15 protein-coding genes are annotated in these 14,067 nt (G+C 49.4%); 8 read left to right on the top strand and 7 right to left on the bottom strand.

The genetic code is table 11. The features are described 5' to 3' along the window. Positions 1 to 6 precede the first annotated feature (6 nt). Positions 7 to 918, bottom strand: coding sequence for an ABC transporter ATP-binding protein (locus TSP01S_RS02595; RefSeq protein ID WP_052463468.1), 912 nt, complete (start codon positions 916 to 918; stop codon positions 7 to 9). Positions 919 to 977: 59 nt separating this feature from the next. Then, positions 978 to 1,850, bottom strand: coding sequence for a DMT family transporter (locus TSP01S_RS02590; protein WP_052463467.1), 873 nt, complete (start codon positions 1,848 to 1,850; stop codon positions 978 to 980). 57 nt (positions 1,851 to 1,907) lie between these two features. Between TSP01S_RS02590 and TSP01S_RS02585 the strand changes: the two genes are divergently transcribed. From TSP01S_RS02585 to TSP01S_RS02570, 4 genes are all read left to right on the top strand, one after another. After that, the gene (locus tag TSP01S_RS02585) at positions 1,908 to 2,396 is read left to right on the top strand and encodes a methylglyoxal synthase (protein WP_041076215.1); all 489 of its coding nucleotides are present in this window, start codon (positions 1,908 to 1,910) and stop codon (positions 2,394 to 2,396) included. A 127-nt stretch (positions 2,397 to 2,523) separates the two neighbouring features. Further along, entirely contained in the window at positions 2,524 to 3,888 is a 1,365-nt protein-coding gene (locus tag TSP01S_RS02580; protein WP_041076213.1) for a DUF7305 domain-containing protein, read from the top strand. Then, on the top strand, positions 3,885 to 4,202 hold the full coding sequence (locus TSP01S_RS02575) for a type II secretion system protein (RefSeq protein ID WP_041076211.1): 318 nt from the start codon (positions 3,885 to 3,887) through the stop codon (positions 4,200 to 4,202). The genes TSP01S_RS02580 and TSP01S_RS02575 overlap by 4 nt, the downstream gene beginning before the upstream one ends. Before the next feature lie 23 nt (positions 4,203 to 4,225). Further along, complete coding sequence (locus tag TSP01S_RS02570) at positions 4,226 to 4,762, top strand: PulJ/GspJ family protein (RefSeq protein WP_041076209.1); 537 nt, start codon at positions 4,226 to 4,228, stop codon at positions 4,760 to 4,762. A 243-nt stretch (positions 4,763 to 5,005) separates the two neighbouring features. Here the strand turns inward: TSP01S_RS02570 and TSP01S_RS02565 are convergent, their stop codons facing one another. The 5 genes from TSP01S_RS02565 to TSP01S_RS02545 all read right to left on the bottom strand — a co-directional run bounded on the left by TSP01S_RS02565 (position 5,006) and on the right by TSP01S_RS02545 (position 9,422). Beyond that, complete coding sequence (locus TSP01S_RS02565) at positions 5,006 to 6,043, bottom strand: NAD-dependent epimerase/dehydratase family protein (RefSeq protein ID WP_052463466.1); 1,038 nt, start codon at positions 6,041 to 6,043, stop codon at positions 5,006 to 5,008. Positions 6,044 to 6,047: 4 nt separating this feature from the next. Then, on the bottom strand, positions 6,048 to 6,476 hold the full coding sequence (locus tag TSP01S_RS02560; protein ID WP_041076207.1) for a MarR family winged helix-turn-helix transcriptional regulator: 429 nt from the start codon (positions 6,474 to 6,476) through the stop codon (positions 6,048 to 6,050). Positions 6,477 to 6,650: 174 nt separating this feature from the next. Next, positions 6,651 to 6,947, bottom strand: coding sequence for a hypothetical protein (locus TSP01S_RS02555; RefSeq protein ID WP_144380612.1), 297 nt, complete (start codon positions 6,945 to 6,947; stop codon positions 6,651 to 6,653). Positions 6,948 to 6,958: 11 nt separating this feature from the next. After that, the gene (locus tag TSP01S_RS02550; protein WP_231848593.1) at positions 6,959 to 8,923 is read right to left on the bottom strand and encodes a hypothetical protein; all 1,965 of its coding nucleotides are present in this window, start codon (positions 8,921 to 8,923) and stop codon (positions 6,959 to 6,961) included. 10 nt (positions 8,924 to 8,933) lie between these two features. After that, positions 8,934 to 9,422 carry a prepilin-type N-terminal cleavage/methylation domain-containing protein gene (locus TSP01S_RS02545; RefSeq protein ID WP_041076203.1) on the bottom strand — a complete coding sequence of 163 codons (489 nt, stop codon included), beginning with the start codon at positions 9,420 to 9,422 and terminating at the stop codon, positions 8,934 to 8,936. Between the two features lie 133 nt (positions 9,423 to 9,555). Between TSP01S_RS02545 and TSP01S_RS02540 the strand changes: the two genes are divergently transcribed. From TSP01S_RS02540 to TSP01S_RS02525, 4 genes are all read left to right on the top strand, one after another. Continuing rightward, complete coding sequence (locus tag TSP01S_RS02540) at positions 9,556 to 10,779, top strand: iron-containing alcohol dehydrogenase (protein WP_041076201.1); 1,224 nt, start codon at positions 9,556 to 9,558, stop codon at positions 10,777 to 10,779. Positions 10,780 to 10,890: 111 nt separating this feature from the next. After that, on the top strand, positions 10,891 to 11,508 hold the full coding sequence (locus TSP01S_RS10420) for an AroM family protein (protein WP_082021628.1): 618 nt from the start codon (positions 10,891 to 10,893) through the stop codon (positions 11,506 to 11,508). A 16-nt stretch (positions 11,509 to 11,524) separates the two neighbouring features. Continuing rightward, positions 11,525 to 13,063 carry an ABC transporter substrate-binding protein gene (locus tag TSP01S_RS02530; protein WP_041076198.1) on the top strand — a complete coding sequence of 513 codons (1,539 nt, stop codon included), beginning with the start codon at positions 11,525 to 11,527 and terminating at the stop codon, positions 13,061 to 13,063. 42 nt (positions 13,064 to 13,105) lie between these two features. Then, positions 13,106 to 14,065: an ABC transporter permease gene (locus TSP01S_RS02525; RefSeq protein ID WP_041076196.1), complete on the top strand. Its 960-nt coding sequence runs from the start codon at positions 13,106 to 13,108 to the stop codon at positions 14,063 to 14,065. Positions 14,066 to 14,067 lie beyond the last annotated feature (2 nt).

Here is a 14,067-nt window from a genome sequence, read left to right as displayed (position 1 = left end):
TTCACCTCAGTCTCTCAAGCTTCGGCCCGTGAGGTGGATGAAAACGTCTTCCAGGTTCGGACGTCTAACGATTAGATCGTCTATCTTGAGATCCAGACGCTTCGCCACGGCGAAGATCTTTTGAACGCTCTCTTCCACATTCTTCGTCGCCAAGACGAGCCTGTTGTGATTCGCGCGTTTCACTTCCGCCATGTGCTGTAAGAACAGATCGGCGTTGTCCACCGTGAACTCTACGTAGTCCTCCATATCGAGACTGTTCACCAACCGATCCAGAGTCCCTTCGGCTATGATCTTTCCGTGATCCATGATGAGGATGCGATCGGCGAGTCGCTCGGCTTCTTCCATGTAGTGCGTGGTCAGCAACACGCCCTTGCCTTTACGCTTCAAATCTGCGATCAGTTCCCAGATGTGCCTCCTCGCTTGAGGATCGAGTCCCGTCGTAGGTTCGTCGAGGAAAACGATCTTCGGATCGTTCACGATCGCTACCGCGAAACTCAGTCTTTGCATCTGCCCACCCGAGAGTGTTTTGACACGACTGTTCATCTTTTCTTCGAGCATGACCATCTCCACGATCTCTCTCGTGCGAGATCTGTTCAGTTTCACACCGTAGAGACCGGCGAAGAGCTCTATCGTTTCTCTCACCGTCAGGTTTTCAAAGAAGGCTCCTTTCTGCAACTGCACTCCCATCTGCTTTTTGATGGTCTCATCGACCACCTCTATTTCTCGTCCAAAGTAGAAGATCCGACCTTCATCTTTCCTTCTCAGACCTTCGAGGATCTCAACGGTGGTGGTCTTACCCGCCCCGTTGGGGCCCAGCAACGCAAGAATCTGACCCTCTTCGAGTGAGAAAGAGATGCCGTCCACAGCCTTCACGTTTCCATAATATTTCTTCAACCCCTGAACTTCTAACAACCTCAAACTGCTCCCCCCTCGAATCGTTGCCAGTACCTTAACATCCTGAAGTTAAACTACCATGGTTATTTTCTTAAAATTTTTCGCACACCGCGGTCACCTGTCGATTTGAAGTTTTTCAGCAGAAGAGGTATCGAGTATCTGAGCGTCACGGACAGCAACACTATGCTTCCACCGAGAAGCGCCCATTTTCCTGGTCTTTCGCCGTAGGCCAAATAGACCCAGATGGGATTGAGTATGGGTTCTATGATCGGGATCAGTATCGCTTCGAGCGCATCAACGTACTTGATCGCGATGGAATAGAGTATGTAGGAAAAACCGAGCTGCACTGTTCCGAGCAACAGTACACCCGCAACGTTTCGAAATTCGAAGCTCTGACTGAAGATGAAAGGCAGTCCCACGAGCGCCGTCAGGATGTTTCCTAAAAGGGTCGATTCTATCGGAGAAGCGTCTTTCTGTTTCCTCATGAAGATGATGTAGAGCGCGAAGGAGACCCCACTCGCAATGGCCACAAGGATACCGACCATGTTCTCTATCCTGAGCTCATCGAAGAAGAACAGCACCATGCCGAAGAGTGCAAACCCTATGGCGAACCAATCCGCCGTCTTCGTTTTTTCTTTCAGGACTATCGGTGCGAAGATGGCCACGTACACGGGCGCACCGTATTGAAGTAAGATCGCGTTGGCGGCGGTGGTCAGCTTGTTCGCCGTCACGAACAGCGTGACCGTTCCAAAATAGAAAAACGCTGCGAGTAGCTGATCCGTGCCCCAGTTGAACTTGGGCCTTCTCACGTAGGCGAGGATGAGCAACGCGGATATGGCACTACGGCCTGCGGCGATTGCCATGGGGTTCCAGTCGACGAGCTTGATCAGCAACCCCCCAAGGCTCCACAGCACCGAGGTCACAACCAAGTAGAACACGGCTCTGGTTCTGCTCAATCTTTTCACCTCAAGCCGATTTTAACGCTCCTTCCGTAAAATAAACGTGAGGAGGTGATGAATTTGGAACGAGTGAAGCTTTCGAAGAGAAAAAGAATCGCTCTGATCGCTCACGATCGAATGAAGAAAGATCTCATCGAATGGGTCGAGTTCAACAAGGGTACTCTGTCCAGACACGAGCTCTATGCGACGGGTACCACAGGCACGTTGATCGAGGAAAAGACGGGCCTGAAGGTTCACAAATTCAAGAGTGGTCCGCTCGGAGGAGATCAACAGATAGGTGCGAAGATCGCCGAGGGCGAGATAGACATTCTGATCTTTTTCTGGGATCCGCTCGAGCCGATGGCACACGATGTGGACATAAAAGCCCTCATAAGGCTCGCCACGGTCTACAACATACCAGTGGCGATCAATCGCTCGAGTGCAGACTTTTTGATCTCTTCCCCTCTGTTCGAACAGGAATACGAAAAGATCCAGCCAGATTACGCGTCCCAGTTGCACGAGCGCATCATGAAGGTGGTCAGAGAAACGACAAAAACCGATTGAAAGCTTTGAAATTCGAACGCAAGATGTGAAACACGAGAAGGTCACTGAATTGGTGTTGTACAAATTTCTGCGTCGGTACACGTTTTAACTTTGTGCAAAGTGTGTTATACTAATTACTGATGTAGACATGAAGAGTGGTTCGGTTCTTGTTGTGAGCCTCGTAGTGGTGGTTTTTCTGGCCCTGACAGTGTTGCTCATGCTGGCCATTTACGGTCAGATGACCAGCAACTACGTGTTGCAACAGAAAAAGTTTCTCGTCTCGAACGTGGCCAGAAGTGGCGCCTACAGTTTGGCCAAACTCTGTGAGGACTGGTTCAGGAACGGTAAGCGTGATCTTGTGGACAATTTGGCCAATTCTGGGACCTTCCAGCTCTCTTTGCCTGAGTTTCGCGGTACTGTGGAGTGTGAAATCGATCGATCTGCCGAGGAATACACGATAAAGTGCAAAGCGAGCCTCGACGGGGTGGAGGACAGTTACACCCTGACACTGATCCTGATCCAACTCGCAAGTGATTTGACTCTTCCATACGCCATCGATGCCAATGGCAAGGTTCTTGGAAAAAACAACCTTACAATCGACGGTGATGTATTAGTGAGAAAGGGAGACCTGCGCATCGGTCAGCATGGGACAATAAAGGGCAGCGTGTACCTGATGGGCGATCCAACGGGCGGAAATCTCATCCTGGAACAGGGGGGTGTAATTGAAGGGGACGTTTTAGCCGTTGGCAATGTTGAATCGCCTAAGAACCGGGTTACCATAGAGGGCGACGTGATCCTGGCAGGTAGTCTTGACAAAAACATCACCGTGAAGGGTACTGTGACTGCGACTTCAGTAGAGGCGGTTCGCGCTGAAATCAGCAGACGCGTGAACACAACTGAACCTCCCCTGCCTGCGACACCCACTTTCTTTCCAGAACCTGCTGTTCAACTTCAAGGAAACGTGATCTCGATCTCAGAAGGTGGGAAAACTTACTATAACGGTCGCTCTGTGGAAGATGGTCTGTCTGTCTCGAACACCACCCTCACCCTGAAGATCCCAAGTACTGGATTGCTCTCGATAGCCGTGACCAAACTGGATCTTGGCAACAACACTACCATAAAAATCGAGGGCACAGGTGTCGTCATGATCTACGTGAGAGATGAAGTCGACGTCAAGAATCACTTAACGATAAAGATGAACAAAGATACTCGTTTGCTCATTTATTCGAACACTGACGAGAAGATAAACGATGGGGAAGAAGATATTTCCTTCAAGAACGGTCTCACTGTATCTGAAGGCGGATTGTACATATACACACCCAAAAAAGATGTGAGCATCAAAAACACTTCGAACGTAATAGGTGCCATAGTCGCGAGAAACGTGAACTTTAACAACAATATTAAATTTGTCGTGCCAAAGCCGTTGCCTATAGAATCCATTGAATTCGATACCACGACCACTAACACTCCCTATTACGGTTTGTACGTTCGCTACGGGAGCTGGGGTCAATGAAGTCTGCCTACACACTCATCGAAGTTGTGGAAGCTCTGGTCATCATAGCGATCGCTGCACTCGCACTTTTCGAAGTGTTGGGCAACGTTCTGGCAGGCATGAACAAAGTTGCGTACGAATCTAAAAAAACCTTCGAAGCGAACGAGCAACTGGAGAGATATTTCTGCGGTGATACGAGTGCGAGTGTTGCCACACAATCGTCCACTCTGCTCATAACTCCCCTCGCAACATCTGTACAGATCAGGATCGTAAAACCTGACCAGAATCGGTTTGGAAACATGCCACTGTTCATTTTTGAACCTTCAACCCAGTGAACGTTTCACTTGGAGGCAGTAGAATGCTGAAGCTTTTTTCCAAACGGAAAGATGGCTTCACACTGGTAGAACTCTTGATCGTTTTGATCGTCTTGGGCGTGATCTTCGCCATTCTGGCATCGCTGTTCTACCTTCCGATGAGAAACGCACATTTCACTCAGGAACAGTTCAGGGCATTCGAGGAAGCGAGGAAGATGCTCGAGATACTCAGAAAAGAACTGGCGCTGGCAAGAAACGCCGAGGCAACGAACACATCCTTCGAGCAGATAACACCTTCAGCCAGCCAGATCGTTTTCTACTACAAAGATGGAGCGTTCTACGTAAAAACTTCCAAGGTCGAATCCAAGCTCGCCGAGGTGAGCCTTTCCCTCAGCGCACCTCTGTTCAGGGTCGTGGTGACTTCCTCTTCCCCACCCCTCCCAAAGAAGTACGTGAAGGTGTACCTGGTGCACAGCAATCCTTCCTTCAAACTTGAAACATCGATAGGACTTTTGAACTCCTTCCAGCTCACCGAACCTGGTACCACAACGGTGGGAAACGTCCTGATCGTTACGAAGTGATTTTTCTGCTTGCGTGTAACGCTTTGCAGGTATCTGAAGTCACCGAAAGCGATTTGAGTGAAGGCTGAAAACCGCGATAATATTGTATGATAAGGGAAAGAAAAGAGTCAAGTCAATGTTCAAAAAATTCTTGCTTTGGGAAGACTACGAGCGAGCTTCATTATCGATTCAATCGATTCAATAAAGAAAAACGAAGAGTTGTTCCTGCTCTTTCTTTTGTACTGGTAAGTCGGAACAACATCTTCACCTTGAAAGAGTTTGAAGCAGAAATAGAAAGGTCGTCTCTTTCCATGGGGGTATGGTCTTACTCTGTGTACTCGAGGACGATTTGAGCCACTCTATGGTGTCTTTCAGAGAATCCTCGATGGGTCTTGGGGTGTAACCGAGTTCTTTTGAAGCCTTCGTGTGTGAGTAAACGTAGTTTCTGCTAAGAGTGTAAACGGCGTAAGGGGTGAAGATGACTTTCCTGCCGAACAGGTGTCCAAGCGATGTGAAGGCAGAAACAACGTAGGCGAGCCAGATCGGAAGGAAAATCTTCACCGATCGCTTTGGTTCTATCTTCTGAAGCATCTGAATCAGCGCCTTCACGGTTACGTGCGTGCCACCAACGATGAAGATTTCCCCGCTCTTCGCTTTCTTCCAGGCAAGCACGAGTGCCTCCACCACGTCCCTGACATCCACAAAATCGAAGCCACCTTCAACGGCGACCTTGAGCCTTCCTTTCAGGTGCAACAAGAAAAGGTTTCCCATCTCTGAAACGCGCCAATCGTACGGACCTATTATGCCTGTCGGACAGACCACCACCGCATCGAGACCGCGTTTTGCTGCATCGAGGACCAGGTTCGTGGCGATGGCCTTGGATTTGGCGTAGCACCCTGTGACCCTTGAAGGATCTATCGGAACAGATTCATCGATGAGCGAACCCTTAGAAAGCTCGGCGAAGGCGTGGACCGAGCTCACATAAACGAGCCTCGTGCTGTTCTTCAAGCAAGCTTCAACGATGTTCTTCGTTCCGTTCACGTTCACGTCGTAGACCAGCCTCTTCTTTCCGAAGATGGAAATGACCGCCGCGAGGTGAAAAACCGTCTGTGCACCTTCACACAGTCTTTCAACGGCTTTTGAATCTCTCACGTCGGCCCTGAAGATCTCAACGTTCAATCCCTCTATGGGCTTGACGTCCTCGGAAGGAGCGACCAGCACACGCACCTTCTCGTTCATCTGGAGCAACCTTCTGACGAGCACGTTTCCAAGATGCCCCGTAGCCCCAGTAACCACTATCATGATTTCACCCCCTGGAGTTCGCGAACAAGGCGACGAACCTTTCGAAGCCTCTGGATATCAAGCTCAGATCTTCCTGACTCAGCCTCGCCGTGACCTCTTCCACCAGCTTGGATAACTCGTCCAGCAGTTCGTTGTAGACCTTCTCACCGTGTTCGGTGACGCGGAGCAACGTGGCACGCCTGTCCGATTCGTCCTTCGTCCTCTTCACGAAGCCTTTCTCTTCCAGAGAATCGATCAGGTGCGTCACGTTCGCCTTGGTCATCGAGAGTGCCTCCGCGAGGTCCTTCATCTTGCACGGCCCGTGCCTGATCAGATAGAACAAAGTGTACAGTTCCACGGCCCGCAGTCTTTCAAGTTCAGGGTGGAACTTTATCGTTCGTGAAAAACTCAGGCTCAGTTCGACTATCGACTCAATGATCTTCCTCGCTTCCATACGCCTCACCAGGGATATGATATAGTTAAATCTTTAAACTGTCAAGATATTAAACTATATAACCAACAAAAAAGACGATGAAAGTACATCAGCTGTGCTTCGAAATTTTCGTGTGCCGTGCGAAGGATCGACCCAGTTGGCTTCTTCATGAAAACGAGAAGCGAGTTAAGTCATTCAAAAGCTTTGATCCTTGAGTGTGTACACGTATCCGCCTTCCACGGAACGTACGTCGATGAACTTGAAAAAAGCGTAATGACCCGTCGCACTGTAACCAAGGACCTTGTCGAGTGTGTTGACGAAAGTGCCAGTTTCTTTCCCGGAGAAGTTCAGCGAGACCTGGCAGAAAAATGCACTCCAGTCCTGCAGGGCCTCACTGGATTTTGCAAAACTGAGGATCGCTTGGTTGACCGAAAGAATCAGTATGACGATCGCTATGGAGACCATCGCGATCCCTATGATCAGTTCAACCACGGAAAAGCCCCTCATCTCAATCTCAGCCCTTCCAGGATGATCCCACCCGTCATCGGTGAAAACCCACGCTTCGCAGAATAGAGCCTGTTATCGAAAATGTTGAATTCCTTCAGACCCTTCGTCCCATCCCACGTGGCCGTCACGGCTTCCGAAGCTAAAGAACCGAAGATGATTCTGTAACTCAAGCCCTTAAAGTTTCCATAATCCACTTTCAGCGTGGGCACGAGCACTCTGTTACCCTGGCCGGGTGCCCTGTTTCTGTCCCAGTACATCGTGAAGATACTCATGTCTAAACGCAGGTTCCTTATCTTTCCCTGACCGAGTTTGTAACCTTCGTGCCATGGGATCTCGATGTCTCCCGTGGTTATCAAGCTGATGTGGTCTTTCGTTGAAGATTGAGCCATCTTTTTGTACCATGTGTCCCAGAACGTTTTTCCATCGATTTCGACAGGTGTCGTCGCACCGTTGGTGAGCCTCAAGAATCCCTTCACATTCCTGTTGTTCGGAATGGGGGTTCCATCCGCGAAGAACGGATCCATGTAGACCTCGTACGAGGTTCCTGCGTAGTTGATCGTCATCGTTGAACTCTTCCTCGCGCTGTAATATTCGACATCACCGTAGATCTTTACAGAGTCCCATGGGGTCTGCTCTTCCTGCCTTCCCCTGTTTCCCATCACCAGTATCGCCCAGTCACCCATGAACACGTTCGTAGTCCACTGATCTTTCACGCCCATGGCGATCGAAGAGTTGGTCGTATCACAGAACAGACCAAGAAAACCGTTGAAGAGTGGAACCTGCTGCGTGTAAGTGTTCTCGGTTCCGTTTGGGAGAACTTCTTTGACAGATATCGTGACAGGAACGTTCGGTGGACCCGGATGAGGAACCACCATTTCCACCTGGTAGCGTTTGTTGTCCCTTTTGAAGAAACCATCTGGGCCGAAAAACTTCACGATTTGAACGTCCTGACCGTTCAGATTTCTGATCTCTGACGTGATGATCAGATCCTCTGTCGCAACACCCGGGAGCTTCGAATAAGTCAAGATCAAGCCAACCGGATCGCTGGTTATGGAAGCCGCACCGGTAACGACGTCGATGATATCAACCTTGTTGAGCGTTGAAAGCTGTGTTTCCCAGTAAACTTTCCCCTGATACGCATTCCTCATCGTCTCAACTTCTTCTGGGGTCAGAATACTCCTTCCGCCAACGAAAACGTCGCTTTCCTGCACCTGTCCTCTGAGGTAGTTGTGCAAGATCCTGTAGAAAGTTCTTCCGTAAAACCTCGGCCCCTGATTGCCTCCTATACCCAATCCGCCCTGACCCTGTCTATCACCGAACCAGGCAGGACCGTCTATGACCTCACCGTCACCGTAATAGGTTCCCACGGGGAGTCCGTTTGGCAGGAAAATTGCGTAGTTGAAGAACCCCTGTGGTTCTATCAGAGCCCAGGTCCATGAAGAACCAACGTTGACGCACAGCAGGATTACCCAGGATCGGTCGGCATCCTCAGAAAGGGCGTACACTCTGACCCTGGACGGATTGTTTTCTATCAACCCTTTCGCGTTGCTATCGACCAGAGCCTTTTTTAAAGGAGAATCTAAGCCAGACGTGAGACGCAAGAGGTCCTTCACAGAAGTGAAGCGGATCCCAGCCAGCGTCCCTTCACCGAGCAGGTCCTGCCAGATATCCTTCTCAACTGGTCCAGAGGAATTGACGATCACAGATTTTATCTTTTCGAATTCGGACTGACTGTCCATGTGCTCGGCCAGGTAGAATCCCGACACCACGCCGTACTTGCTGCGAAGGTAGGCGGCGGCCGTCGCGATGATCTTCAAAGCATCGGCACGTTCGACCGTCCTGCTGATGGACATACCAACTTTTTTGTTCGTGGTATCGACCTGGATCAGTATCGCGGTCGCCAGAAGGGAACAGATGAGGATCAAAAATATGCTCAGAACCATCACGTAAGCCTTTCTCAATCTCGTGATCTCACCTCACCCCTGGTGGATAGATGGAGTACTCCAGACTCAAGAGCGACGAGGGATTGAAAGGATTCGGCGTTTTGACTATCAACTTCAACGGCAGCACCGTTTCGGGATTCTGACTACCAGATTGGAACGTGATCTGCACGTTTTCGATCGGTATCAGCACGCTTCTATCATCCTCGAAATACTGTACCTCGGTTTCGCTGAGAACCTTCACCCTCGCGTTTATTTTCTGACCGGCCAGGATGATGTCGAACCTCACCTCTGTGGCTGAGACGAGTTCCACACTGTTGGCAGGACCTGCAGCCCTGTTGAGGAGCTCGACCATTTTATCGCCGGCGTCGTTGAGTCTTCTGAGGGCATCGAGAAGTTTTATATTCTTCTCGGTCTTTTCGAAGTAATTGCTCATGAGCAGAAGGACCAGGGCTGTGAAAATTGAGAGGACCGCGAGGGTTATGAGGAGCTCGATCAGGGTCAAGCCTTTGCGTTTCAAAGCGTTTCCTCCTCGATTCATTTTATCACAGAATACGCCGTTACGCGAATTTTTCTCAACAGCGCGACGGTCTCGTTGAAGAGAAGTGCTTGCCTCCAGTTCGAAAGATGGCATATACTCGAGTGGTGATCGCATGCTGAAAGCGAAGGGTCAATTCCAGTGCACCTGTGGCAAAACCCACACTGTGCCGCCTATTGAAATCGTTTTCGAAGAGAACGCTACCAGGAACATCGAAGCGTTTTTTGAAAACGCCACGTACGTTGTGGACGAAAACACAGCTAAGCTGGTCGAAACACCGGAACGCAGAACGATCAGGCTCGAAGCTGAAGGAAGAGTTCTTGCCACGATGGAAAACATCGAGAAAGTGGCTTCGCAAGTTTTGACAGATCATATCGTCTCCATCGGCTCGGGCAGTCTCACAGACATCGCGAAGTACGCGGCCCGTCTGACCAATAAAAATTTTTCCTGCTTTCCCACGGCCCCTTCCGTGGATGGCTACACCTCCTCCGTAGCGGCGATACTCATAAAGAATGAGAAAACAACTGTGCAGGCTGTTGTTCCACAGAAGGTCGTTGTGGACATGAACGTTGTGAGCGAAGCTCCGTTCGATTTGCTGAGGGCCGGTGTCGGTGACATCGCGGCGAAGGTGACCGCCAGACTGGACTGGATGCTGAGCAACCTTCTAACCGAAGAACCCATCTGCGAGTTCGCATGGGAAGAATTGAGAGACCTGCTGAACGATGTTCTTGAGAACTCAGAAAAAGTACTGAACAGGGACAGAAGCGTGATCCTTTCCTTGATGAAGGCCCTTCTGGTCTCCGGTCTGAACATCACGATCGTTGGCAATTCCAGACCCGCTTCGGGTGCGGAACACATGATCTCCCATTCTCTGGAGATGTACCACGAAAACAGAAACGAAATTCCCATGTTTCACGGCCTTTCGGTGGCGATGGGAACGTACATCACGCTGAAGGCGTACAGGGTGATCTTCGAGGAACTGAAATTGAAGGAGAAGTGCCTCACGAACGAAGAAAGATTCTCCATTCTGTCCGAATTTTTCGGCGAAGAAAAGGCTGGAAAATTCATGCGTGTTCACGAAAGAAAAAAACTGCCCGGTCGTGTGCAATTGAGCCGGGTGAGGGAAGCTTTAAAGCACACCCACGAGCAATTTTCCGAGAAGGTCGAAAACGCCCTTAAGACCGTACGGGTCGATGAACTGCTTGCACGTTATGAACCTGAGTTCATTGAGAAATTGATCCTGATCTCCAACACCATAAGAGAAAGATACACCATCCTCGATCTGCTCGATTCTCTGTGCCTGCTGAAGGATTTCTCTCACAGAGTGTTCGAAATCTGACCGATACCCCATGTCCTTCCAGTAGGGTGTTAAGTCTCCATCTGTCGTGAAGCCCTATTGACATTTCTATACGGCGTTTATTATAATTAAACAAAAAAGGAGGGTTCCTGCCTGATTGGTCCTATAACTTTCATAACCATTGGTGAGACTCCGAGAGATGACGTGATACCGGAACTTCTGAACATCGTTGGTAATACAAACCTGGCTTACAACGAAATAGGTCTCATAGAAAACGTGGAAGAAGAAATCTATAAACCCCGTGATGAGAACGACGTGCTTGTGAGCAGAAAACGCGACGGATCCATCGTTCGAATTTCCCATCGCTGGATCGTTCAGAAACTTTCTCAGCTAGAATGCGAGGGACTATGTGTCTTTCTTTGCACTGGTGAATTCGATAGCGATCGTTTCATTTTACCCTATAAGGTGGTAGACTCCTTCTTCTCTGCCATGCCAAAGCTGAATCGCGCCACAGTCATCGTGCCAGAAAAAGAACAGTGCTCCAATGCTCTGAAACGATGGGCGAAAATCGCCAAGAGAGTGAATTGTACCAGTTTTTCGCCATATCGAGAATCGACATTAAGCGTTGATCTGTCACAGGAACAACTGGTTTACCTCGATTGCATAGGTTTCGCACTGAAACACGAGGAGTTTTTTAAGCGCAAAACCAACGGTTTCGTGGTGAGTGCGCGAAGAATACTCGCAAACTATTTGAGGAACCTTCTAACTTAAAAAGGGGGTGTATGCGGTGAAAAGGCTGGCAGTGTTGGTCGCCGTAGTGGCATTTTTCGCTACCGTGATTTCTGCACCGAACTACGACTCAGTGATCCGCGTAGGTTCAGATCAGAACCCGACGACGATGGATCCAGCAATGTATCAGGATCTCGCCTCGGCACAGGTCATGAGAAATGTCTTTGAAACGCTCGTGGCTTATGACGCAGAAGTCAAACAAATTCATCCATTGCTTGCGGAGTCTTGGGAAGTCAGTCCAGATCTCAAGGAATGGACTTTCAAGCTAAGGAAAGGGGTCCATTTCCAGAAAGGCAAGTTCCAAGACGGTAGAGAGGTCACAGCAGAAGACGTGAAGTACAGTTTCGATAGAGAAATAGCCATCTCACCTATGGTGAGGCTGTACATGGTGGATCACGTGGAAGTCATCGATCGCTACACTGTGAAGATCGTACTCAAGTACCCGTACGCGCCATTTCTGACAGTACTCACCGACATCGGAGCCGCCATTGTACCAAAAGAAGAGTGCGAGGGTTGGAAGGACCAATTCACACTACATCCTGTGGGAACTGGGCCTTTCAGAATGGTGGAATGGGTCAAAGACAGTCACATGGTCTTCGAAAGGAACGAGGATTACTGGGGTGAAAAGCCCTATCTGAAGCAGATCGTGTACAAGTTCATACCAGATAAGTCTGTCCTGACGATGGCGTTACTCAGCGGAGAAGTGGATATAACCAGCGATGTCCTCGATCAGGATATTCCAAAATTGAAGTCTAATCCGAACGTCGAGGCAATGATGGTTGGCGGTTGCAACGTCTACGCAGTCTACATGAACTCTATGAAGGGTCCTACCACGGATAAGAGAGTCAGAGAAGCGTTTTTCAGGGGTATTGATATCGAACAGCTTGTCAAGGTCATATTCCCCAATGGGACAGGCGTTGCGGCTTATGGCCCCATACCACCGGGATCCTGGGCGTACAATCCGGATGTGAAATCTTTCTATACAGGATACGATCCAGAGAAGGCTAAACAGTTGCTTAAGGAGGCAGGCTACGACGGCAAACCAGTGAAGATGACCATTTATACGCCTGAGGATCCGAACCGAAGAAAGGCTGCCGTCATCATTCAGTCGATGTTGAAGAAAGTGGGTTTTGAAATCGAAGTTCAGTCACTGGAATGGGGCACTTTCACTGCTGTCACGTCGAAGGGCGAGGCAGATGCTTACACGATAGGGTGGACATGGTATCCAGATCCTGAATTCTTCATTTTCTACATGTTCCATTCTTCGAGGAAAGGAACCTACGGTAACGGTGGTGGATACAACAATCCCGAGGTTGACAGATTGATAGAATTGGGTGAATCCAGTGTGGAACAGGAAAAGAGAGTAGAATACTACAGAAAAGCAGAAGAACTCATCATGAAAGATTTGTACTACTTCCCCCTGTGGCACAAGCTGGTGGTGAACGGTGTTAACAAGAAGGTAAGAGGTTACAAACCCTCGCCTGACATGATGATCAGACTGTACGCACCGGGCACAAACGTGTGGGTCGAAAAGTGATGGGAGGCGCGCAAGCGCCTCCTTTCTCTTTGGAGTGGTTGAATGGGGAAATACATTTCCAAAAGAATCATTCAGATCATACCCACGCTCTTCTTCGTCATTCTGACGGCCTTTCTTTTGATGAAACTTATCCCGGGCGATCCGGCGATGGTCTTACTGGGTCCGCAGGCGCGTGCTGAAGATATAGCCAGATTCAGACGGGAGCTTGGCCTGGACAAGCCTCTGTTGATTCAGTTCTTGGTTTATGTGAAGAGAGTGATTACGGGTGATCTTGGGGTATCACTCATCTACAGGCAGAGCGTACTCTCATTGATCCTGGAAAGACTACCCGTCACGATCATGCTGAGTCTGTGCGCCCTGACAATCGCCGTGAGCATAGGTATACCTGCTGGGGTCTTGGCAGCGATAAAGCACAACTCCTTAGTCGATCTACTCGTGACTATTCTGGCTCTGATGGGGCTTTCTATACCAATCTTCTGGTTCGGGATGATCCTCATCATAATCTTCTCCCTCAAACTCGGATGGCTTCCCGCTGTTGGGCTCGGTGATCCAAACAAAGGGCTCTGGGATGTCGTGAGTCACTTCGTTCTCCCATCACTCGCACTTGGAATTCTCTCCACTGGAACGATCGCTCGCTTCACACGCTCAAGCATGCTCGAGGTACTGAATCAGGACTACATAAGGACCGCTTACGCAAAAGGACTCCGAAAGAGTCTTATCCTCTACAGACATGCTCTGAGAAATGCTCTTGTTCCCGTCATAACAGTCATAGGTTTGCAGCTGGGAAATCTGCTCGCGGGGGCTGTTCTGACAGAAACAGTGTTTGCACTCCCTGGACTTGGAAAACTCATGGTTGATGGGATCTTCAGGCGTGACTATATGCTCGTACAAGGTGAGGTTCTCTTCACGGCAATCATGTACATCTTTGTGAATTTAGCTGTAGACATAGCTTATGCGTTCATAAATCCCAAGATCAGGCAGAGTTACAGGGGTGGTCTTTGAGG

It is taken from the genome of Thermotoga caldifontis AZM44c09 (assembly GCF_000828655.1).
Classification (GTDB): domain Bacteria; phylum Thermotogota; class Thermotogae; order Thermotogales; family DSM-5069; genus Pseudothermotoga_A; species Pseudothermotoga_A caldifontis.
Note: the sequence above shows the minus strand (reverse complement) of the source record. Positions and strands in the feature narration are given on the sequence as shown.

What these genes read in the sequence shown, in the direction of transcription:
- TSP01S_RS02525 (WP_041076196.1), top strand. Translation starts at nt 13,106, where the DNA reads ATGGGGAAATACATTTCCAAAAGAATCATTCAGATCATACCCACGCTC.
- TSP01S_RS02580 (WP_041076213.1), top strand. Translation starts at nt 2,524, where the DNA reads ATGAAGAGTGGTTCGGTTCTTGTTGTGAGCCTCGTAGTGGTGGTTTTT.
- TSP01S_RS02540 (WP_041076201.1), top strand. Translation starts at nt 9,556, where the DNA reads ATGCTGAAAGCGAAGGGTCAATTCCAGTGCACCTGTGGCAAAACCCAC.
- TSP01S_RS02565 (WP_052463466.1), bottom strand. Translation starts at nt 6,043, where the DNA reads ATGATAGTGGTTACTGGGGCTACGGGGCATCTTGGAAACGTGCTCGTC.
- TSP01S_RS02570 (WP_041076209.1), top strand. Translation starts at nt 4,226, where the DNA reads ATGCTGAAGCTTTTTTCCAAACGGAAAGATGGCTTCACACTGGTAGAA.
- TSP01S_RS02585 (WP_041076215.1), top strand. Translation starts at nt 1,908, where the DNA reads ATGAATTTGGAACGAGTGAAGCTTTCGAAGAGAAAAAGAATCGCTCTG.
- TSP01S_RS02575 (WP_041076211.1), top strand. Translation starts at nt 3,885, where the DNA reads ATGAAGTCTGCCTACACACTCATCGAAGTTGTGGAAGCTCTGGTCATC.
- TSP01S_RS02560 (WP_041076207.1), bottom strand. Translation starts at nt 6,476, where the DNA reads ATGGAAGCGAGGAAGATCATTGAGTCGATAGTCGAACTGAGCCTGAGT.